Origin of the sequence: Streptomyces sp. NBC_01384 (assembly GCF_045040035.1) — a bacterium.
Taxonomy (GTDB): Bacteria; Actinomycetota; Actinomycetes; order Streptomycetales; family Streptomycetaceae; genus Streptomyces.
Map to the genome: position 1 here is coordinate 2,909,188 of NZ_CP109559.1, position 20,711 is coordinate 2,929,898.

Annotated in this window: 19 protein-coding genes and 1 pseudogene; 9 read left to right on the plus strand and 11 right to left on the minus strand. The window is 68.8% G+C overall.

Going from position 1 to position 20,711, the window contains the following annotated elements; genetic code table 11:
* Nucleotides 1-23 precede the first annotated feature (23 nt).
* On the minus strand, nucleotides 24-1,193 hold the full coding sequence (locus OG747_RS13210) for an HpcH/HpaI aldolase/citrate lyase family protein (RefSeq protein WP_405879515.1): 1,170 nt from the start codon (nucleotides 1,191-1,193) through the stop codon (nucleotides 24-26).
* A 189-nt stretch (nucleotides 1,194-1,382) separates the two neighbouring features.
* Between OG747_RS13210 and OG747_RS13215 the strand changes: the two genes are divergently transcribed.
* Nucleotides 1,383-2,264, plus strand: coding sequence for a TerD family protein (locus tag OG747_RS13215; protein ID WP_405879516.1), 882 nt, complete (start codon nucleotides 1,383-1,385; stop codon nucleotides 2,262-2,264).
* Nucleotides 2,265-2,407: 143 nt separating this feature from the next.
* On the opposite strand, the gene OG747_RS13220 is transcribed toward OG747_RS13215, so the two are convergent.
* The 6 genes from OG747_RS13220 to OG747_RS13245 all read right to left on the minus strand — a co-directional run bounded on the left by OG747_RS13220 (nucleotide 2,408) and on the right by OG747_RS13245 (nucleotide 7,006).
* Complete coding sequence (locus OG747_RS13220; RefSeq protein WP_405879517.1) at nucleotides 2,408-3,148, minus strand: Tellurium resistance; 741 nt, start codon at nucleotides 3,146-3,148, stop codon at nucleotides 2,408-2,410.
* A 125-nt stretch (nucleotides 3,149-3,273) separates the two neighbouring features.
* Nucleotides 3,274-4,422: a DUF475 domain-containing protein gene (locus tag OG747_RS13225; RefSeq protein WP_405879518.1), complete on the minus strand. Its 1,149-nt coding sequence runs from the start codon at nucleotides 4,420-4,422 to the stop codon at nucleotides 3,274-3,276.
* A gap of 110 nt (nucleotides 4,423-4,532) precedes the next feature.
* Nucleotides 4,533-5,108: a TerD family protein gene (locus OG747_RS13230; RefSeq protein WP_054230997.1), complete on the minus strand. Its 576-nt coding sequence runs from the start codon at nucleotides 5,106-5,108 to the stop codon at nucleotides 4,533-4,535.
* Nucleotides 5,109-5,235: 127 nt separating this feature from the next.
* Nucleotides 5,236-5,811: a TerD family protein gene (locus OG747_RS13235; protein ID WP_405879519.1), complete on the minus strand. Its 576-nt coding sequence runs from the start codon at nucleotides 5,809-5,811 to the stop codon at nucleotides 5,236-5,238.
* A 128-nt stretch (nucleotides 5,812-5,939) separates the two neighbouring features.
* Entirely contained in the window at nucleotides 5,940-6,398 is a 459-nt protein-coding gene (locus tag OG747_RS13240; RefSeq protein ID WP_405879520.1) for a peroxiredoxin, read from the minus strand.
* Nucleotides 6,399-6,577: 179 nt separating this feature from the next.
* Nucleotides 6,578-7,006: a DUF3052 domain-containing protein gene (locus OG747_RS13245; RefSeq protein ID WP_405879521.1), complete on the minus strand. Its 429-nt coding sequence runs from the start codon at nucleotides 7,004-7,006 to the stop codon at nucleotides 6,578-6,580.
* Nucleotides 7,007-7,487: 481 nt separating this feature from the next.
* Here OG747_RS13245 and aceE point away from each other — a divergent pair, with 481 nt between their 5' ends.
* Both aceE and OG747_RS13255 read left to right on the plus strand, forming a co-directional pair.
* On the plus strand, nucleotides 7,488-10,235 hold the full coding sequence (gene aceE, locus OG747_RS13250; RefSeq protein WP_405879522.1) for a pyruvate dehydrogenase (acetyl-transferring), homodimeric type: 2,748 nt from the start codon (nucleotides 7,488-7,490) through the stop codon (nucleotides 10,233-10,235).
* Nucleotides 10,236-10,337: 102 nt separating this feature from the next.
* Nucleotides 10,338-10,478: pseudogene (locus OG747_RS13255) on the plus strand (two pore domain potassium channel family protein); the annotation flags it as partial.
* Nucleotides 10,479-10,802: 324 nt separating this feature from the next.
* On the opposite strand, the gene OG747_RS13260 reads toward OG747_RS13255, so the two are convergent.
* Nucleotides 10,803-12,425, minus strand: coding sequence for an MFS transporter (locus OG747_RS13260; protein ID WP_405879523.1), 1,623 nt, complete (start codon nucleotides 12,423-12,425; stop codon nucleotides 10,803-10,805).
* Nucleotides 12,426-12,538: 113 nt separating this feature from the next.
* Here OG747_RS13260 and OG747_RS13265 point away from each other — a divergent pair, with 113 nt between their 5' ends.
* From OG747_RS13265 to OG747_RS13275, 3 genes are all read left to right on the plus strand, one after another.
* Nucleotides 12,539-13,204 (plus strand): TetR family transcriptional regulator, encoded by a 666-nt coding sequence (locus tag OG747_RS13265; protein ID WP_405879524.1) that lies wholly within the window; start codon nucleotides 12,539-12,541, stop codon nucleotides 13,202-13,204.
* Nucleotides 13,205-13,406: 202 nt separating this feature from the next.
* Nucleotides 13,407-14,624, plus strand: coding sequence for an alpha/beta hydrolase (locus tag OG747_RS13270; protein ID WP_405879525.1), 1,218 nt, complete (start codon nucleotides 13,407-13,409; stop codon nucleotides 14,622-14,624).
* 66 nt (nucleotides 14,625-14,690) lie between these two features.
* Nucleotides 14,691-15,545, plus strand: a complete 855-nt coding sequence (locus tag OG747_RS13275) for a DUF4429 domain-containing protein (protein ID WP_405879526.1) — start codon at nucleotides 14,691-14,693, stop codon at nucleotides 15,543-15,545.
* Nucleotides 15,546-15,663: 118 nt separating this feature from the next.
* Here the strand turns inward: OG747_RS13275 and OG747_RS13280 are convergent, their stop codons facing one another.
* Together OG747_RS13280 and OG747_RS13285 are read right to left on the minus strand one after the other, a co-directional pair.
* Entirely contained in the window at nucleotides 15,664-16,680 is a 1,017-nt protein-coding gene (locus OG747_RS13280) for an aldo/keto reductase (protein WP_405879527.1), read from the minus strand.
* A complete protein-coding gene (locus tag OG747_RS13285) occupies nucleotides 16,677-17,165 on the minus strand; it encodes a MerR family transcriptional regulator (RefSeq protein ID WP_405879528.1) in 489 nt (162 codons plus the stop codon). The genes OG747_RS13280 and OG747_RS13285 overlap by 4 nt, the downstream gene beginning before the upstream one ends.
* 149 nt (nucleotides 17,166-17,314) lie before the next feature.
* Between OG747_RS13285 and OG747_RS13290 the strand changes: the two genes are divergently transcribed.
* Together OG747_RS13290 and OG747_RS13295 are read left to right on the plus strand one after the other, a co-directional pair.
* The gene (locus tag OG747_RS13290; protein ID WP_405879529.1) at nucleotides 17,315-17,791 is read left to right on the plus strand and encodes a GNAT family N-acetyltransferase; all 477 of its coding nucleotides are present in this window, start codon (nucleotides 17,315-17,317) and stop codon (nucleotides 17,789-17,791) included.
* A gap of 19 nt (nucleotides 17,792-17,810) precedes the next feature.
* Nucleotides 17,811-18,635, plus strand: a complete 825-nt coding sequence (locus tag OG747_RS13295) for a serine hydrolase domain-containing protein (protein ID WP_405879530.1) — start codon at nucleotides 17,811-17,813, stop codon at nucleotides 18,633-18,635.
* Between the two features lie 32 nt (nucleotides 18,636-18,667).
* Here OG747_RS13295 and OG747_RS13300 read toward each other — a convergent pair whose 3' ends face one another.
* The gene (locus OG747_RS13300) at nucleotides 18,668-19,327 is read right to left on the minus strand and encodes a pirin family protein (protein WP_405885527.1); all 660 of its coding nucleotides are present in this window, start codon (nucleotides 19,325-19,327) and stop codon (nucleotides 18,668-18,670) included.
* A 129-nt stretch (nucleotides 19,328-19,456) separates the two neighbouring features.
* Between OG747_RS13300 and fasR the strand changes: the two genes are divergently transcribed.
* Nucleotides 19,457-20,662: a fatty acid biosynthesis transcriptional regulator FasR gene (gene fasR, locus OG747_RS13305; RefSeq protein WP_405879531.1), complete on the plus strand. Its 1,206-nt coding sequence runs from the start codon at nucleotides 19,457-19,459 to the stop codon at nucleotides 20,660-20,662.
* Nucleotides 20,663-20,711 lie beyond the last annotated feature (49 nt).

Sequence of the window (20,711 nt, forward strand, 5' to 3'; positions counted from 1 at the left end):
TCGGTTGGTCGGGCCGGTCCGGTTCAGGTCGGCAGGCCGGCCGCGAGCAGCTCCACGAAGCCGATGTCCTCGTTCGCCACGCCGAACACCTCGGCGCGCTGGAGGGTGCGCTCGGCCCAGGCGCGGTGCGGCTTCACCTCGTTCATCTTGTTCGTGTACGCCGACCGCAGCACACCCCCGCCGCCGCGCTCGGGCTTCAGGATGTCCTGCGCGTCGCTGTACTCCTCATGGCTGACGACCGACAGCGCGTGCACCGCCGGCACGTGCGAGGGGTGGATGCAGGTCTTGCCGAGCAGACCGTTGGCCCGGTCGAGGGCGATCTCGCGCAGCAGCCCGTCCATGTCGTGCTCTATGAGCGTCTCGCGCAGCTCCTCGACCTCGCCCTCCTCGAAGGGGCTGCGGCGCAGCAGCGGCTTGAACATGCGCTCCTGGACCCGGAAGTACTCCCACACCGGCCCGGTCACCGTGAACCCGGTGCCGTCGACGCGTCCCAGCATGTTCACCACGTCGGCGATCACGGAGGCGACGATCTGGACGTCGTACGCGGTCATGTCGGGCGCCCTGCGCAGCCCGTACGCCGAGCAGAAGTCGGTGACGCCCAGGCGCAGCGCGAGGACGCGGTCGCGGTACTTGTCGACGACCCGGGAGATGCCCTCCAGGGTCTCCCGGCGGCTCTCCAGGTACAGCAGCCCGGGCGACTCCAGGACCGGCATGGCGAACAGCCGGCGCCCGCTCGCGGACTCGGCCGCGGTGAGCGCCTCCATGAACGGAACGCCCCGCTCCTCCGTGAACTTCGGCAGTACGAATCCGGACAGCAGCCGCACCGACGCGCCGAGCCGCTGGACGAGGTCCGGGATCTGCTCGGGCTCGCGGACCCGTACGAAGAGCAGCGGAAGCCCGTCGCCTTCCGGCCGGCCGGCCAGGTCGGTGAACTGCTGGACCAGGTTCTCCTCGGCGCCCACCACCTCGGCGTCGTCGATCGAGTCCTCCAGGCACAGCACCATGGAGACCACGCCGCGCCCGGCCTGCTTGATGACGTCGTCGGCGAGCTGGGGTCTGGTCGCGGGGCTGTACAGGGTGGCTCCGAGGGCCGCCGCGAGCACGCGGGCGGGCGACTCGGCGGTGAAGACGCACGGCTCCCGGTAGAAGAGACGCTGCCGCTCTTCAGGGGCGATGTGCCCGAAATGACGCATGAAACTCCCCCGTGACGGCTAGGCGGCCCTACATGATGTGGCCGGTAATAGTACGTACAAATCCATGTCAGTCGTTCCCGCCGGGCGTGAAGTTCTGGTAACCCGGCCATGTCGGTTGCCCGCACATCCCGACCGGGAATCCTTACCCCCGCGTTGTCGTGACCAGGACCGAGAGGGCAGGATGATCGCATGACGCACGCGATGCTGAAGGGGTCGAACGTCCCGCTGGACGCCACGGCGGTACGTGCCGTGCTGCGGTGGACGCCCGGGCAGGGTGTTCCCGATGTCGATGTCTCGGCGCTGCTCCTCGGCCCCGACGGTCGTGTGCGATCCGACGAGGACTTCGTCTTCTACAATCAGCCACGCCATCCCTCGGGCAAGGTCTGGCGACTCGGCAAGAAGCGCGTCACCGAGGGCCTCACCGACACGATCCAGACGGATCTGGCGGGTGTCGAGTCCGGTGTCGGACAGATTCTGCTGGTCGCATCGGCGGACGGCGTCACCTTCGACAACGTACGTTCCCTGCGCATCCTGCTGTACGACGCGTCGGGCGCGGACGGTGAACCGCTGGCGTACTTCGACATCAAGCCGGAGACCGGTATGGAGACGGCGCTGATCTGCGGCGAGCTGTACCGGCGCGGTCAGGGCTGGAAGTTCCGGGCGCTCGGCGAGGGCTATCCGAACGGTCTGGAGGGGCTCGCCTCGGACTTCGGGATCACGGTGGACGAGTCGGAGCCGGAGTCCGCCGGGCCCGTGCCCGAGCCGGTACCCGACGCCGCCGGCTGGGCCGCCCCTGTGGGCTCGCCGGAGACCTCGGTGCCGCTGCCGCCCGAGCAGGCCGCCCCGGTGCCCCAGCAGCCCGCGTACGGCTACCCACAGCCCGCGCAGACGGCCCCCGTGCAGCCCGCCTACGGCTACCCCCAGCCGACGAGCCGGCCCGCGTACGGCTATCCACAGCCCCAGACGGCCCCCGCGGTCCAGCCGGCCTACGGCTTCCCCCAGGCGGTCGGCTCACTCCCCGACCCGGATTTCAGACTGCCGCCGCAGGGCCCACAATTCATCGGCCGTTAGGGGGCAGCGCCCCGAAAGGGGCGCGGGGCTGTGACATATGCGGCTCCGCCGCGTGGGCGCGCCCAGCCACAACGGACCAGCGGCCGCCACCCCACCGGACGAACCCGAGCTCTTGGACGAACCGGTCCAGCCCAGCGGCAGCGTTAACGCTCGGCCTTCGACTTGTACCCCCGCCCCCACTGCAAACCCCACCCGTACAGCCGGTCCAGCTCCGCCTGGAACCCGTACACGAACTTCACCTCGCGGCGCACGGTGATCTCGCCCTTGTTGTTCTCGATCATCACGACCGCGCAGGAGCGGGCCTGCGGATGCCGTTCGTCGAGGCCGATCTCGATCCGGGGGCCGTTGCTCGGGTAGAGCGTGATGATGGCGTGCGTACGGTCGAAGGCGGGGGTCTGGTCGTAGATGTAGACGAAGACCAGCAGCCGTTTGATGTCGTCGCGGTGGTCGAGGTTGACATAGGCCGTCTCGCCGGACCCCGAGCCGAACCGGTCGTCACCGCTGAGCTTCACGTACGGCGGGTCGTTGATGTCGCCGAGGAAGTTGCCCAGGGGCTGCACCACGCCCTTGGAGCCGTCCGCGAGCTCGTACATGACGCCGAGGTCGAGGTCGACGTTCACCATGCTCTGGGTGTGCGCCTGGACCACGTCCGGTTTGAAGGTCTTGAGGGGGTGACGCAGCAGGCTGCCGCGCTGCTGGCCGCCGCCGATGTCGGAGGTGCGCATCCGCCAGGACAGGTTGATGCGCAGGTTGCCGGTGGCCGCGCCCTGCTTGGTGAGCGAGACCGTGTGGCTCCGCCTGGTCAGTGCGATCGCGTTGGTGGCCGCGCTGCCGGAATCGAAGTCCGTCGAGCGTCCGCGCCACAGGTCGTCCCAGAAGCCCATTCCGTTGTCCCGCCCCCACGTTGCCTCGATATACGGCGGGGCGGCCGTGAGGACTCGTCCTCGACGGCCGCCCCGTTCAGAGCGTTCCTCGGCCGGAGGGGTGTCAACCCCTGAGTCCGTGGATGTCAGACCCCGGACGAGACTTCAGCTTTCTCGTCCGAGGCCGCCGCTTTTCCCTCGGCCTGCGCGAGCGCCTTGTTGCGGCGCACCGAGGACCAGAAGGACCAGCCGATCAGGATGACGCCGACGAGGCCGGTGATGACCTCGTTGATCTGGTACTGGATGGTGACCAGGAGGAGCACGGCGAGGGCACCGATGGCGTAGTGCGCGCCGTGCTCGAGGTAGACGTAGTCGTCGAGGGTGCCCTGTCGGACCAGGTAGACGGTGAGCGAGCGGACGTACATGGCGCCGATGCCGAGGCCGAGCGCCATCAGCACGATGTCGTTGGTGATGGCGAAGGCGCCGATGACACCGTCGAAGGAGAAGGACGCGTCCAGCACTTCCAGGTAGAGGAACATGAAGAACGCGGCCTGGCCGGCGAGGACTACGGCCGGCTTCTTCTTGCCGGACCGCTCGGCCTCCTCCTCTTCCTCGTGCTCCCGCTCCTCGTCTTCCTCGAGTCTGTCCTCGAAGTAGCCGGAGAGCCCGCCGACGACCATGTACGTGATCAGGCCCGCGATGCCGGAGATCAGCACCGTCTGCGCCTTGTCGACGTGCGCGCCGCCGTGCTGGTGGGCGTGGACCGCGAAGGTCATGGAGGTGATCAGCAGGGCGACCAGGGCGATGCAGACCGACAGCATGTCGACCTTGCCGAGCTTGGCGAGCGGGCGCTCGATCCAGCGCAGCCACTGGATGTCGCGCTCCTCGAAGATGAAGTCGAGGAAGATCATCAACAGGAACATGCCGCCGAAGGCGGCGATCGCCGGGTGAGCGTCGGTCACCAGCTGCTGGTACTGGTCCTTGTCGGTCAGCGCGAGGTTGACCGCGTCCCAGGGGCTCTTCTTGGCGGTGACTGCCACGATCACGACGGGGAAGACCAGTCGCATGCCGAAGACGGCGATCAGCACGCCGACCGTGAGGAAGATCTTTTGCCAGAAGGCATTCATCTTCTTCAGGATTCCGGCGTTGACCACCGCGTTGTCGAAGGACAGCGAGATCTCCAGGACGGCCAGGATCGCCACGATGCCAAAGGCTTCCCACCCCCCGTAGATCACGCCTGCGACCAGGCCGATCGCGGTGACCGCAAAAGACCAGCCGAAGGTTTTCAGAAGCACTGGCTACCCAATCATCGTGTGTGTACGGGTCTCCCCCGCGCCGTACTCGGCTTTACCTACCGTTGACCACGAAGTCTAAAGGGCCGCCGCTTCGGCTGACTCGGGCGGCCCTAGGAAACATTGACTCCGAAGTCGAGCGCGATGCCCCGCAGACCAGACGCGTACCCCTGTCCGACCGCTCTGAACTTCCATTCCTGGTTGTAGCGGTAGACCTCGCCGAAGATCATCGCCGTTTCGGTGGAGGCGTCCTCGGAGAGGTCGTAGCGGGCGAGCTCCTGGCCGTCGGCCTGGTTGACCACACGGATGAACGCGTTGCTGACCTGGCCGAAGGTCTGGCCGCGGTTGTCGGCGTCGTGGATGGAGACAGGGAACACGATCTTGTCGACGTTGGCCGGCACCTTGGAGAGGTCGATCAGGATCGACTCGTCGTCGCCCTCGCCCTCACCCGTGAGGTTGTCACCGGTGTGCTCCACGGAGCCGTCCGGGCTCTTGAGCTGGTTGTAGAAGATGAACCACTCGTCGCCGAGCACCCGGCCGGAATTGCACAGCAGAGCGCTGGCGTCGAGGTCGAAGTCGGCTCCGGTGGTGGAGCGCGCGTCCCAGCCGAGCCCGATCATCACATGTGTGAGGTTGGGTGCGGCCTTGGAGAGGGAGACATTGCCTCCCTTGGCGAGCGTGACGCCCATGATGCTGGTCCTCCCCGAGGTCAGGCTTTCAGTTGTACAGCGGGCCCGGCGCCGCACCTGAGGGGTGCGGCGCCGGACCGGAGAGCCGAAGGCGATACGGCTCGGACGTTCCCGTCGGACATTGACGTCAGACGTTGACGCCGAAGTCCTGCGCGATGCCGCGCAGGCCCGAGGCGTAGCCCTGGCCGATGGCGCGGAACTTCCACTCCGGGCCGTTGCGGTACAGCTCTCCGAAGACCATCGCGGTCTCCGTCGAGGCGTCCTCGGAGAGGTCGTAACGCGCGATCTCCGCCTCGCCCGTCTGGTTCACCACGCGGATGAACGCGTTGCGGACCTGGCCGAAGGACTGCTGGCGGTTCTCGGCGTCGTAGATGGAGACCGGGAACACGATCTTCTGGACGTCGGCCGGGACAGCGGCGAGGTTGACCTTGATCTGCTCGTCGTCGCCCTCGCCCTCACCGGTGATGTTGTCCCCGGTGTGCTCGACCGAGCCGTCCGGGCTCTTCAGGTTGTTGAAGAACACGAAGTTCTGGTCGGTGCTGACCTTGCCCTCCGCGTTCGTGAGGATGGCGCTGGCGTCGAGGTCGAAGTCGACGCCGGTGGTCGTACGGGCGTCCCATCCCAGACCGACGATGACCGCGGTCAGTCCCGGGGCCTCCTTGGTCAGCGATACGTTGCCGCCCTTGCTGAGGCTGACTCCCACGAGTCCTCCCATTGGTGTCCGGGGGCGGGGAGCCCCGTCGTGCGTTGGTATCGGATCAACGTGTCGATCCTAGTGACGGGTTCCCGCACCCTGCAGGCCCTGCGACCGAAGAATCACAGGGTGTCGGCTCAGAGGGTGTCGAGCGCCTTCACGTACTCGTTCAGGTCACGCGCGTCCGGCAGACCGTTGACGACGGTCCAGCGGACGACGCCCGCCTTGTCGATGATGAAGGTGCCGCGCACGGCACAACCCTTGTCCTCGTCAAAGACGCCGTAAGCGCGCGAAGTGTTGCCGTGCGGCCAGAAATCGGAGAGCAGCGGGTAGTCCAGGCCCTCCTGCTCGGCGAAGACGCGCAGGGTGTGGATGGAGTCGTTGGAGACGGCCAGCAGCTGGACTTCGTCGTTGACGAACTTCGGCAGTTCGTCGCGCAGGGCGCACAGCTCGCCGGTGCACACGCCGGTGAAAGCGAACGGGTAGAAGAGCAGCACCACGTTCTTCTCACCGCGGAAGTCGGACAGCTTCACGGTGGCGCCGTGGTTGTCCTTGAGCTCGAAGTCCGGTGCCTCGGTGCCGACCTCGATCGCCATAGTCACACGCTTCCCTTCCAAGGGACTGTTCGGGTGACGCCCAGCCTACGCAGCGATCCCTCCACTCCCCCGGCGCACCCCGACACGCCCCGACACTCCGGCCATGGGTAAAGGCCCCCGTCGACGGAATGTCGGCGGGGGCCTCACGCACAGTGCTCTGCGCCAGACGGAGCCGGAGCTCAGCGCTTCGCCTTGGGGGTGGCCAGGCGCGTGCCCGACCACTCCTTCCCCACGGAGATGCTCTTCGTCTGGGAGAGGCCGGCGGTCTGGGCGGCGTCATTGATGTCGCTGGGCTCGACGTAGCCGTCCCGGCCGGTCTTCGGGGTCAGCAGCCAGATCATGCCGCCGTCCTCAAGGAGACCGATGGCGTCCACCAGAGCGTCCGTAAGGTCGCCGTCCTCGTCGCGGAACCACAGCAGCACGACGTCAGCGACGTCGTCGTAGTCCTCATCGACCAGGTCCTGGCCGATCAACGATTCGATACCTTCACGGAGCTCGTGGTCGACGTCGTCGTCGAAGCCGATCTCCTGGACCACCTGTCCGGGCTCGAACCCCAGCCTGCCGGCCGGGTTGGTCCGCTCCTCCGCGTGGTCCGCGGTCGCGCTCACGGCTTGCCTCCTGATCATGTTTCGGTAGATGTCTCAGCCACGCGCGTGCGCGAAGCATTGGCCGTAGTCCACACGGGCGGGGCGGATCGCGCAAGTACCCGGCCGTCGAGACCGCCGAAACGGTGACGATCCCGGCGGTGTCGCCGCAACTTCAGGCAGCGATTCACGACCATAAGTGACGCACACCACACCTTTCTGCCCCATTTGCGAATTTCGGAACCCTCGGAGCGTACGAGACCCGAACGACTTTGCGGAACGCGTCACGGGGTGAGCGTATCGTTGCGTTTTGGTCGGGCCCGCCCCAACGAACTGCAGGAATGTGTCGGTTACCTCTCGGTAGAGATGACGATTCCGTTCCCGAGGTACACGATGGGGAACGGTACAGACAGACCGAAAAACCGCCCCCATACAGCCCCGCGGGCAGCCCTCGGACGGCCCCTCGGGCAGCCTTCAGACGCCCCTCTGACAGCGAAGGAACAGCGTGGCTCCCGGATCCGATCGCAATCCGATCATCATTGGCGGCCTTCCCAGTCAGGTCCCGGACTTCGACCCCGAAGAGACGCAGGAGTGGCTCGACTCCCTCGACGCCGCCGTCGACGAGCGCGGCCGCGAGCGCGCCCGCTATCTGATGCTGCGGCTGATCGAGAGGGCACGCGAGAAGCGCGTGGCCGTGCCCGAAATGCGCAGCACGGACTACGTCAACACCATCGCCACCAAGGACGAGCCCTTCTTCCCCGGCAACGAGGAGATCGAGCGGAAGGTTCTGAACGCGACGCGCTGGAACGCCGCCGTGATGGTGTCGCGCGCCCAGCGGCCCGGCATCGGCGTCGGCGGTCACATCGCCACCTTCGCGTCCTCCGCCTCGCTCTACGACGTGGGCTTCAACCACTTCTTCCGCGGCAAGGACGAGGGTGACGGCGGCGACCAGATCTTCTTCCAGGGGCACGCCTCGCCGGGCATCTACGCCCGCGCGTTCCTCCTCGACCGGCTGAGCGAGCAGCAGCTCGACGCGTTCCGGCAGGAGAAGTCGAAGGCTCCGTACGGGCTCTCCTCCTACCCGCACCCGCGGCTGATGCCGGACTTCTGGGAGTTCCCGACCGTCTCCATGGGCCTCGGCCCGCTCGGCGCGATCTTCCAGGCGCGGATGAACCGCTACATGGAGGCGCGCGGCATCGCGGACACCTCCAAGTCCCACGTATGGGCGTTCCTCGGCGACGGCGAGATGGACGAGCCGGAGTCGCTCGGCCAGTTGTCGATCGCGGCGCGCGAGGGCCTGGACAACCTGACCTTCGTCGTCAACTGCAACCTCCAGCGCCTCGACGGCCCGGTGCGCGGCAACGGCAAGATCATCCAGGAGCTGGAGTCGCAGTTCCGGGGCGCCGGATGGAACGTCATCAAGCTGGTCTGGGACCGCACCTGGGACCCGCTGCTCGCACAGGACCGCGACGGCGTGCTGGTCAACAGGCTGAACACCACCCCCGACGGCCAGTTCCAGACGTACGCCACCGAGACCGGCGCGTACATCCGCCGGCACTTCTTCGGTGACGACCACCGGCTGCGCGCGATGGTCGAGAACATGACCGACGACCAGATCCTGCACCTGGGCCGCGGCGGTCACGACCACCGGAAGGTCTACGCGGCCTTCGCGGCGGCCAAGTCGCACAAGGGCCAGCCGACCGTGGTACTCGCCCAGACCGTCAAGGGCTGGACGCTCGGACCCAACTTCGAGGGCCGCAACGCCACGCACCAGATGAAGAAGCTGACGGTCGCCGACCTCAAGGGCTTCCGCGACCGGCTGCACCTGCCGATCTCCGACAGGGAGCTGGAGGACGGCGCGCCGCCGTACTACCACCCGGGCCGGAACTCGGAAGAGATCCAGTACATGCACGACCGCCGCAAGGGGCTCGGCGGGTACGTCCCCACGCGCGTCGTCCGCTCGAAGCCGCTCCAGCTTCCCGAGGACAAGACGTACGCGGGCGTGAAGAAGGGCTCCGGTCAGCAGTCGATCGCCACCACCATGGCCTTCGTGCGACTGCTCAAGGACCTCATGCGGGACAAGGAGATCGGCAAGCGGTTCGTGCTGATCGCGCCCGACGAGTACCGCACCTTCGGTATGGACTCGTTCTTCCCGAGCGCGAAGATCTACAACCCGCTCGGCCAGCAGTACGAGTCCGTGGACCGCGATCTGCTCCTCGCGTACAAGGAGTCGCCGACCGGCCAGATGCTGCACGACGGCATCTCCGAGGCGGGCTGTACGGCCTCGCTGATCGCGGCGGGTTCGGCGTACGCCACGCACGGCGAGCCGCTGATCCCCGTCTACGTCTTCTACTCGATGTTCGGTTTCCAGCGCACCGGCGACCAGTTCTGGCAGATGGCCGACCAGATGGCGCGCGGTTTCGTCCTCGGCGCCACCGCCGGGCGGACGACGCTGACCGGTGAGGGCCTCCAGCACGCGGACGGCCACTCGCAGCTGCTCGCCTCCACCAACCCGGGCTGTGTCGCCTACGACCCGGCGTACGGGTTCGAGATCGCGCACATCGTGCAGGACGGACTGCGCCGGATGTACGGCTCGTCCGACGAACACCCGCACGGCGAGGACGTCTTCTACTACCTCACCGTCTACAACGAGCCGATCCAGCACCCGGCCGAGCCGGCGGACGTCGACGTGGACGGCATCCTCAAGGGCATCCACCGCTACGCGCAAGGGACTTCGGGCTACGTGCCGGCGCAGATCCTGGCGTCCGGTGTCGCCGTGCCGTGGGCGCTGGAAGCACAGAGGATCCTCGCCGAGGAGTGGAACGTACGCGCCGACGTCTGGTCGGCGACCTCCTGGAACGAGCTGCGGCGCGAGGCCGTCGAGGTGGAGCGGCACAATCTGCTGCACCCCGAGGAGGAGCAGCGCGTCCCGTATGTGACGCAGAAGCTGAGCAGCGCCGAGGGTCCGTTCGTGGCCGTGTCCGACTGGATGCGATCGGTTCCGGACCAGATCTCGCGCTGGGTGCCGGGGACGTACCAGTCGCTGGGCGCGGACGGCTTCGGCTTCGCGGACACGCGCGGGGCGGCCCGGCGCTTCTTCCACATCGACGCGCAGTCGATCGTGGTCGCGGTGCTGACCGAGCTGGCGCGCGAGGGCAAGGTCGACCGGTCGGTGCTGAAGCAGGCCATCGACCGCTATCAGCTGCTCGACGTGGCGGCGGCCCATCCGGGGGCCGCGGGCGGCGACGCGTAGGCGCCGCGCTCGCTTGAGCGGTTGAAGGGCGGTGGGGCTCGGCTCGGGCTTCACCGCCCGTCGCGTTTCCGGCGGGGTTTGCGCTGTCCCTACGATGCGGACATGGACGAGCAATCGGCTCAGGCCCGTTGGGAGCACTTTACGCAACGGCCGCTGTTGGCGATGGCGGTGCTGTTCGCCGTGGCTTATGCGGTGCCGATCGTGGACGGCAATGCGAGCCGTGGCGTGACGGTCCTGTGCACGGCGTTCGGCACCCGGTGCCGGAGGTGGTGGAGGAGCGTTCGCGCTGACGCGCGGGGGTCGTTGTCCGGGTGCGGATTGGTGGGGGCTGATCGCGCCCACGCGGCGGAGCCGCACATGTCACAGCCCCGCGCCTCCTTGGAGGCGCGGGGCCTCACCTTGAGCCCTGCCTGCGCGCCGCCCCCCTCCGGCAGCGCGCCGCAGCCCCGGTCGCCCTCCCATGTCGTGCGGAGGACTTGACCCACTGTGACCTGCGGCGTGCCCCGAGCGGGAGGGATCTTCAGCGGCATCACCCTGATAGGTGAAACCGGAACGAAAACGGGCAGGTCAGATGTGACCGGCGCCCGCCTCCGCCGCCTCCGTGTTCTCGCCCCGCTTGGTGAGGAGGGCGACGAAGACCGCCACGACGGCCACCCCGGCGGCGACCAGGCAGGCCAGGCTCATGCCCGAGATGAAGGTGTCGTGGGCGACGGTCGTGATCTTCTCGGCGAGTGCGGCCGGGGTGCCCTTGGCGACCGGCGCGGCACCGACCTGGACGGCTTGCGAGGCCTGGTCGAGCTGGGCCGGGGTGAGCGGCGGCAGCTTGGCGTCGGCCCAGTTGCCCGCGAGGTCGCCGTCGACCTTGGAGGCCATCACGGCGCCCAGCACGGCCGTACCGAGGCTGCCGCCGATCTGCATCGCGGCCTGCTGGAGACCGCCGGCGACACCGGAGAGCTCCATCGGCGCGTTGCCCACGATCACCTCGGTGGCACCGACCATGACCGGCGCGAGGCCGAGGCCGAGACCGGCGAACCAGAGCGACATGACAGCGCCGCTGGTGCCCGTGTCCAGCGTGGACATGCCGTACATGGAGATCGCGGTGAGGGCCATGCCGCCCGCCAGCGGGATGCGCGGGCCCGTCTTGGTGATCAAGGCGCCGGCCAGCGGCGAGCCCACGATCATCATTCCGGTGAGCGGGAGCAGGTGCAGACCGGCGTCCACGGGGCTCATACCGTGCACGTTCTGGAGATAGAAGGTGACGAAGAACAGGCCGCCCAGGAAGGCGATGGCCATCAGCACCATGAGGACCACGCCCGCCGACAGCGGCACGGAGCGGAACAGCGCCAGCGGGATCAGCGGCTCCTTGACCCGCTTCTCCCAGAGGGCGAAGAGCACGAAGCCGATCACCGAGGCGCCGAGGAAGGTCCAGGTCAGTCCGGAGCCCCAGCCCCAGGCCGGGGCCTTGATGAGCGCCCAGACCAGGCAGAACATGGCGCCGGAGAGCAGCGCGATACCCAGGACGTCGAAGGAGCGCGGGGCGTTCTCCGCACGGTGGTCGAGCAGGATCAGCAGGCCGAGGACCAGCGCGGTGACGCCGACCGGGACGTTGATGAAGAACACCGACTGCCAGCTGACGTGCTGGACCAGCAGACCGCCGAGGATCGGGCCGCCCGCGGTGGAGGCGCCGATGACCATGCCCCAGATGCCGATCGCCATGTTCAGCTTCTCGGCCGGGAAGGTGGCCCGCAGCAGGCCGAGCGCGGCCGGCATCAGCAGCGCGCCGAACAGGCCCTGGAAGACACGGAAGGTGACCACCAGGGCGATGCTGCTGGAGAAGCCGATCGCGCCGGAGGACGCGGCGAAACCGACCACGCCTATGAGGAAGGTCTGGCGGTGGCCGAAGCGGTCACCGAGCTTGCCCGCGGTGATCAGGGTGACCGCGAGTGCGAGGAAGTATCCGTTGGTGATCCACTGGACGTCGGCGAAGCTCGCGCCCAGGTCCTTCTGGATGGCCGGGTTGGCGATGGCCACGATGGTGCCGTCCAGGGCGACCATCATGACGCCGACGGCGACGGTGAACAGGGTGAACCACGGATGGCCGCGCAGCCCGTCGGACGGCGCCCGCTCCGCCGGGGTGACCGGAGTCTTGTCCCCCGACCCCGTCGTGTCGATGGTGGTCTGACTAGTCATGCGTTCGAGGCTAGTGACAGCCACTGACAATTGACAAACCAATTCACAAGTCGGTAACTGTCACGTCACCCGCCAGTACGCTGAGCTGGGCGGAAAGAACAGAAGAGGACTCCATGGAGACGACAGCTCCCCAAGCTCCCCAGACGTCGCCCCGGCCAGGTTTGCGCGAGCGCAAGAAGCAGCGCACCCGGGACGCGCTGCTGCGGGCCGCACTCGAACTGTTCACCACCCAGGGATACGAGCGGACGACCGTCGACGAGATCGCCGAGGCCGTCGACGTCTCGCAGCGCACCTTCTTCCGGTACTTCGCGGGCAAGGAGGAGGTCGCCCTCTTCACCCAGGGCGTCGCGGAGGCCCGCTTCCTCGTCGCCGTGCGCGAACGCCCGCCCCACGAAGCCCCGTTGGAGGCGCTGCGGCGCGCGGTCCTGGAGGGCTGGGAGACCATCGGCGAGTCGATCGAATCCCTCGTCCCGCTCGAACTGCACATGCGCGCCTACCGGTTGATCGAGTCGACACCCGCCCTGCTCGCCGCCTATCTGCGCCGCTCCGCGGAACTGGAGGAGGAGATCGCGCGGGTGATCGCCGAACGCGAGGGCCTCGACGTGGACGTGGACCCCAGACCCCGGGTCGCGGTGGCGGTGTTCGGCGGAGTGATGCGGATCACGGGCCGCCTGTGGAGCGAGGGCGACGAACACAGCATCGCCGCGATCCGCGAGTTGACGGCCTCGTATCTCGACCACGTGGGGCCCGCGTTGGCGGAGAAGTGGCGCCCGGAGTGACGTACCGAGTGACGTACCGAGTGACGTACGCAGTGACTACGGACTGACGTACGAACCGACGTACGGACCGATCAACTCCGCACACCCAACGTCACTATTTATCTGAAACTGAACCCGCTTTGCCCCAATTACCCTATGAGAAACGTGATCCCAGTCACTCATTTAACGGGAGACACCAACCTTCTCCTAGGGTGTCCTCTCAGTGACTTCCTTCGACACATCCCCCCAACTGAACGTCTGGCGCGCACTGCTCGCGCTGGCCGTGGTGTTTGTGATGCTGGCCACCAGTGGCTGGACCGCAGTCCAGGGCCATCGAGGGGCAACCCCTCTCCAGGCGTCGCGCTCCGCGTGGCAGCACGGCAGCGTCGCAGGACAGCGACTCCCCGACCCCGACGCCACGCCGAGCCGTCTGGCCCGCTTCTTCGCCTCGCTCGACGCACACGAGCGCACCCGTCTCGCCCACCGCTATCCCCTCGCGGTCGGCAACATGAACGGCGCGCCCGTGACCCTGCGCTACGAGGCCAACCGCGTCGCCGTCGACCAGCAGCGCAAGGTCGAGAAGAAGCGCATGCACGACAACCGGCTCTCGTCCCTGGGACAGCAGCAGGCCGGCCTCCGCATGCACCGCTACGAGGCGATGCTGAGCAAGGGGCGCGACTTCCTCGCCTTCGACCCGATGGGTTCGGGCCGGGTCGCCGAGGTCTTCGGAAACCTCGACCGGGCCGAGCGGATCTCCGTCGTGGTGCCTGGCGTCGACACCGATCTGCTCACCTTCCAGCGCACCAACAAGCCGTACTCGGCGCCGGTCGGCATGGCTCAGTCCCTGTACGGGGCCGAGCACGCCGCCGCCCCCCTGGCGCGTACCGCCGTGATCGCCTGGGCCGACTACACCACGCCCAGCGGACTCGGCATGGACGCGGCCACCGGCACCCGCGCCGCGGAGGGCGCGGTCCGGCTGAACGCGCTGCTGCGCGCGCTGCCCGGCCGTGCGCCCGTCGCGCTGTTCTGCCACAGCTACGGCTCCGTGCTGTGCGGGGTCGCCGCCCACTCGCTGCCCTCCCGGGTCTCCGACATAGCGGTCGCCGGCAGCCCCGGCATGCGGGCCCAGAAGGCGTCCTCGCTGCACACCACCGCCCGGGTCTGGGCGATGCGGGACCCCGGCGACTGGATCCAGGACGTGCCGTACCTCGAATTCGGCGGGCTCGGCCACGGCGCCGACCCGGTGTCGAAGGCGTTCGGGGCACGGGTGCTGTCCGCCCAGGGCGCGAACGGCCACGCCGGCTATTTCGAGCCGGGCACCGCGAGCCTGCGCAACTTCGCCGAGATCGGCATTGGTGCGTACCGCGCGGTGGAGTGCGCGCACGAGGATGACGCGTGCCGGAAGGGTTTGTCCGACGCCTCGGCGGCAGGACGCGCGTAGAGGACGAAAAACTGCGGTCCTCCCTAGGAGGCGACTCCGGCGGGCGCGCCGCATACGATGGCCCGCATGGGTGACGTACTGGCCGGATTTCATGCCGCCTGGGAGTTCGAGTCCGACTCCGTGCTCATCCGCTTCGAACGGGGGATCCGGACGCCGAAGCTGTTCCAGGCGCTCGGCGAACGCCGCATCCCCCTGGAGGCGATCTCGGCGGTCACACTGACCCCCGGGAAGCGCGGAACGGTCGTCCTGCACGCCGTGCCGAGAGCGGGTGCCGACCCGCTGATGGAGGCGGCCGCGGGGCAACTGAAGGAAGGGTGCGACCCCTACCGGCTGGTGCTGCCCGTCGACCGGGAGACCCTCGCCGAGTACTACGCGGACGAGCTGCGCGCCGCGCTCACCGAGAACGCCGAACCGCCCGAGCGCTATCTCGTGGGCGCGCCCGAGGCCCCCCTCCATTTCAAGGCGTACGACGGGAAGGCGTCCTTCGACGGCAGGGCGGTGTCCTTCCGCTGGTTCTGGACGGGCGCGTCCTCCGCGAAGTGGAAGGCCGGCGACCAGAGCTTCCCGGTCGCCGGCCTGAGCGGGGTCGAGTGGCGCTCCCCCGAGGTCTTCGAGGGCCACCTTCGGCTGCTGCGCCGCGAGCCCGCCGCCGCCCAGCCCGCCACCGCGGACCAGGACCCGGCGGCGGTCGTCTTCGGGCTCGGTTACGGGCCCGTCCACGAGTCGCTCCCGTTCGCCGCCGCGGTCCTCGCGGCCGTACGGGCCTCGGGCCCCGCACCGGTGACCGCGAGCGCGGGTCCCCGCCGCGACCCGGCCGACATCGCCGACCGCATCCGCCACCTGGGCGAGCTGCACCAGGCGGGCCTGGTCACGGACGAGGAGTTCACGACGAAGAAGGCCGAGCTGTTAGCGGAACTGTGAGCCCCGCGCCTGTGAGCCCCGCGCCCCTGGCTTCAGGGGCACGGGGCTGTGACATGTGCGGCTCCGCCGCGTGGGCACGGCCGGCCCGCGCCGCCCCGCGGCCGCGAGCGACCCGCCGTCACTCCCGCCCAGCCGACGAGAACGACATGTCCGCGTACCGCTCACCGGCCACCTTCGAGGCGATCGGCTCCAACAGAGCCAAGTCCTCCTCACCGAGCACGATCCGCGTCGCCGCCGTGTTCTCCTCGACCCGCGCACGCTTGCGCGTGCCCGGGATCGGCACGACCGGCAGCCCGTGCACCGCCGCCTGTGCCTGCACCCAGGCCAGCGCGATCTGCCCCAGCGAGGCGCCGTGCGCCTCGGCCACCGCCCGGATCGGCTCCAGCAGTGCGGCGTTCGCGGCCGCGTTGTCGCCGGTGAAACGGGGCATCGTGCGCCGGAAGTCGTCCGAGGTCAGATCCTGGTCGGCGTTGGCGAACGAACCGGTGAGGAAGCCGCGCCCGAGCGGCGAGTACGGCACCAGTGCCACACCCAGCTCACGGACCGCCGGCACCACACCCGCCTCGATGTCCCGGCTGAACAGCGACCACTCCGACTGCACGGCCGCGATCGGGTGCACGGCGTGGGCGGCGCGCAGCTCCGCTCCGGTGACCTCGCTCAGGCCGAGGTGCTTGACCTTGCCCTCCTGCACCAGCTCGGCCATCGCGCCGACGGTCTCCTCGATGGGGACGTTCACGTCACGGCGGTGCATGTAGTAGAGGTCGATCACCTCGACGTCCAGCCGCTTCAGGCTCCCCTCGACGGCTTGGCGGATGTACGGCGCGTCGTTGCGGATGACCCGCTTCGTCGGCTCGGCGGGATCGTAGGAAATGCCGAACTTCGTGGCGAGGACCACCTCGTCGCGGTGCGCCCTGATGAAGGGCGAGATGAACTTCTCGTTCTCCCCGACCCCGTACATGTCGGCCGTGTCGAAGAGCGTGACGCCGAGTTCCAGCGCCCGTTCCAGGGTGGCCCGGGCCTCGTCGGCGTCCGTGGGCCCGTACGCGAAGCTCATGCCCATGCAGCCGAGGCCCTGCACGCCGACCTCGGGGCCGCCGGAGCCCAGCTCCACCTTCGCGATCTTGCTGTCCGTCATCGGGACCTCTCCGACGCCAGGGCACGCCCGGCGTCCGCATAGAAACTGATCTTGTGGTCGAGCACCGCCAGGGTGTCCTGGAGTTCGGCGATCCGCGCCCGCACGTCGCGGCGGGTCGCCTCCAGGAGTTCGAAGCGCTCGAGGTAGGTGTCGTCGCCCTCGCGCACCAGTTCCGCGTACCGCACCATGTCGGCGACCGGCATGCCGGTGAGCCGGAGCTTGCCGACGAGGCTGAGCCAGTCCAGGTCGCGGTTGCTGTAGCGGCGCTGACCGGTGTGCGAGCGGTCGATGTGCGGCATCAGCCCGATCCGCTCGTACCAGCGCAGGGTGTGCGCGGTGAGGCCGGTGAAGGCGACGACCTCGCTGATCGTGTAGCTGTCCTGGCCGTCGGGGCGCCGGTGCCGCTCGGGCGGCGCCGCACAGACGTCGGTCCTGGTCCTGGTGCCGGTCTCGGCGGCCTCGGCCGTGGTCTCCATCACCGTCATGACCTCCACGCTAAAACCTTGGAGTGCACTCGAAGCAAGCGGAATCCGGTGAGAATGTGTCCGGCGAAAAGGCGAAAACACGTCTGGCGAAAACGCGTCCGCCGAAAATACGGAGACGTCCGCGAGGCGCGCTGGCTACGGTGCCGATCATGAGTCTCGTACGCCGTGCCGTGCCCGAGGACGCCGGGGAAGTGCTGCGCCTGCGCCAGGTGATGATCGATTCGGTCTTCGCCTCCGCCGGCCCCACGTCCACGGACTGGCACACCCAGTCGCTCCCGACCCTACGCGGCAGACTGGCCGATCCCGAAGGGGACTTCGCGGCCTTCGTCGTCGACCATCCGGACCGGCCCGGCTCCCTCGCGGCGCTCGTCGCCGGGACGATCGAGTACCGGATCGGGCGCGCGGGCAATCCGCACGGCGCGGTCGGGCATGTCTTCAGTGTCGCCACCGACCCGGACGCGCGGCGCCGCGGGTACGCGCGCGCGTGCATGGAGACGCTGCTCGACTGGTTCCGCGAGCGGGACGTTCCGCAGGTCGACCTCAACGCGTCCGCCGTGGCCGAGCCGCTGTACGCCTCGCTCGGATTCGTGCGCAAGCCGGACCCGTCGATGCGGCTGCAGCTGTGAGCCGCTTAGGCTCGTGAGCATGTCTTTGCAGAGCACCCTGGCGTTGATCGAGAACTGGCCCGTTCCCACGGCCGCGGCGGCGGTCGTCCGCGCGGACGGGGCGGTGCTCGGGTCGTACGGTCCGGTGGACCACCGTTTCCCCCTCGCCTCGGTCACCAAGCCGCTTGCCGCGTATGCCGTGCTCGTCGCGTACGAGGAGGGGGCGATCGAGCTCGACGAGCCTGCCGGGCCGCCCGGCTCGACGGTGCGTCACCTCCTCGCGCACACCTCCGGGCTCGCCTTCGACGAGCACCGGGTGACGTCCGTGCCCGGGGAGCGGCGGTTGTACTCCAACGCCGGGTTCGAGGTGCTCGGGGACCATGTCGCCAAGGCGACCGACATCCCCTTCGGGGAGTATCTGCGGCAGGCGGTGCTGGAGCCGCTGGGTATGACGGGGACGTCGCTGGAGGGCTCGCCCGCGAAGGACGGTGTGTCGACGGTGGCGGATCTGGTCCGCTTCGCGGCGGAGGTACAGGCGCCGCGGCTCCTCGACGCCCGTACGGTCGCGGAGGCCATGACCGTCCAGTACCCCGGTACGAAGGGGGTCCTGCCGGGTTACGGCCACCAGAACCCCAACGACTGGGGGCTCGGCTTCGAAATCCGCGACTCCAAGTCTCCCCACTGGACGGGCATTTCCTCCTCCCCCCGAACCTTCGGTCACTTCGGGCAGTCGGGTACGTTCCTGTGGATCGACCCGGTGGCGGGCGCGGCGTGCGTCGCCCTGACGGACCGGGCGTTCGGGCCCTGGGCGGTGGAGGCGTGGACGCCGTTCACGGACGCGGTGCTGAGGGCCCTACGAGGCTGATCCCACCGTTCCCTTCCCCGGGGGCCCGGGGCTCAGGAAGGTGCCGGCATTTCCCACAGGAGTAGTTCCGCCGGGGCGCCCGCCAGCGCCTCCAGGTTCTTGGCGTCGGTGATGCGCGCCGCATCACCGGGCCCCAACTCCTCGCCGTCCAGCAGGACTTCGCCGCGGACGACGTGGACGTAGACGAAGGGCGCGTCGGGGACCGCCGTGCGTTCCCCCTCCGCCAGGCGGCGTACGTGGAGCATCGCGCCTGCCTCCGGTACGGCGTACGGCGTGGAGTCCGCGATGCCGTGGACGACCTCGTAGGACGGCTCACCGCCCGGCGAGAGGGGGGCCAGCCACATCTGGACGAAGACGAGTGGTGACGCGGCGTCGTTGCGTTCCACGTGGCGGACGCCGCCGGCGGCGCTGAGGCGCTGGACGTCCCCGGGGCGGACCACCGACTCATGGCCGGCCGAGTCGCGGTGGGTCAGCTCGCCCTCCACCACCCACGTGACGATCTCGGTATGACTGTGCGGGTGCTCGTCGAAACCGGCGCCGGGCGCGAGCCGCTCCTCGTTGCAGGCGATCACCGCGCCGAAGCGGAGGTTGTCGGGGTCGTAGTGCGGGCCGAAGGAGAAGGCGTGGAAGGAGGTGATCCCGGTCGCCGGGTCACCGCCGCGGTAGCGCTCGTCGGCGCGCCGTACGTCCATCAGATCCGCCGCTTCCACCGTCGCCGTACGTCCGTCACAGCCACCACCGTAGCCCCGCCCCACGTCCTCCCCGCTCTTACTTGAGACCCTCCGCCGCACACCTCCGTCCGGATAAGGCAGTCTTGTCCCGTGCCCGAACCCGAAGCCAGCAACACCGAGCGCCCAGCGCACGACATCCACGCGCACTCCGCGACCCTGAAGCGGCTGGAGAAGTCGTCCGGCAGTCTCGCCGCGCAGGCCATCGCGCGGATGGACGAGACGCTGTCGTGGTACCGGGCCATGCCACCGGAGAACCGTTCCTGGATCGGGCTCGTCGCCCAGGCCGGTATCGCCGCCTTCACCGAGTGGTTCCGGCATCCGAATGCGCCGCAGGCCATCTCCACCGATGTCTTCGGGACCGCGCCACGCGAGCTGACCAGGGCGATCACCCTGCGGCAGACCGTGGAGATGGTGCGGACGACCATCGAGGTCATGGAGAGCGCGATCGACGAGGTCGCCGCCCCGGGCGACGAGTCGGTCCTCCGCGAAGCCCTCCTCGTGTACGCCCGTGAGATCGCCTTCGCCACCGCCCAGGTGTACGCGCAGGCCGCCGAGGCGCGGGGGGCCTGGGACGCCCGGCTGGAGTCCCTGGTGGTGAACGCCGTGCTGTCCGGCGAGGCCGACGAGGGCGCCGTCAGCCGGGCCGCGGCCCTTGGCTGGAATTCGCCCGAACATGTCTGCGTGGTGCTGGGTACGGCGCCCGACGGTGACAGCGAGCTGACCGTGGAGGCGATTCGGCGGGCGGCTCGGCATGCCAAGCTGCAGGTGCTCACCGGTGTGCTCGGGGATCGGCTCGTCGTCATCGCGGGCGGGAACGACAATCCGCTCGCCGTCGCGAAGTCGCTGATCGGGCCCTATGCCGCCGGACCCGTCGTCGCCGGACCGATCGTGCCCGATCTGCTCGCCGCGACCCGCTCCGCACAGGCCGCCGCCGCCGGGCTGAAGGCGTGTTTCGCCTGGCAGGACGCCCCGCGCCCGGTACTCGCGGACGATCTGCTGCCGGAGCGCGCGATCGCCTCGGACCCCTCGGCCCGCGAGCAACTGGTGGAGGAGATCTACAGACCACTGGAGGAAGCCGGCTCCGCGCTGCTGGAAACGCTCAGTGTCTATCTCGAACAGGCGAGCAGCCTCGAAGGCGCGGCCCGCATGCTCTTCGTTCACCCCAACACCGTGCGCTACCGGCTCCGACGTGTGACTGACGTCACCGGTTGGTCGCCTTCGGATGTACGATCCGCGTTCACACTGCGGATCGCGCTGATCCTGGGTCGTCTGGCCGATGGGGATCCTCAAGCCTAGGCATTTGTCGGGGCCCTACAATTCCCCCTCGTGTTCTTCGTCCCTGTCC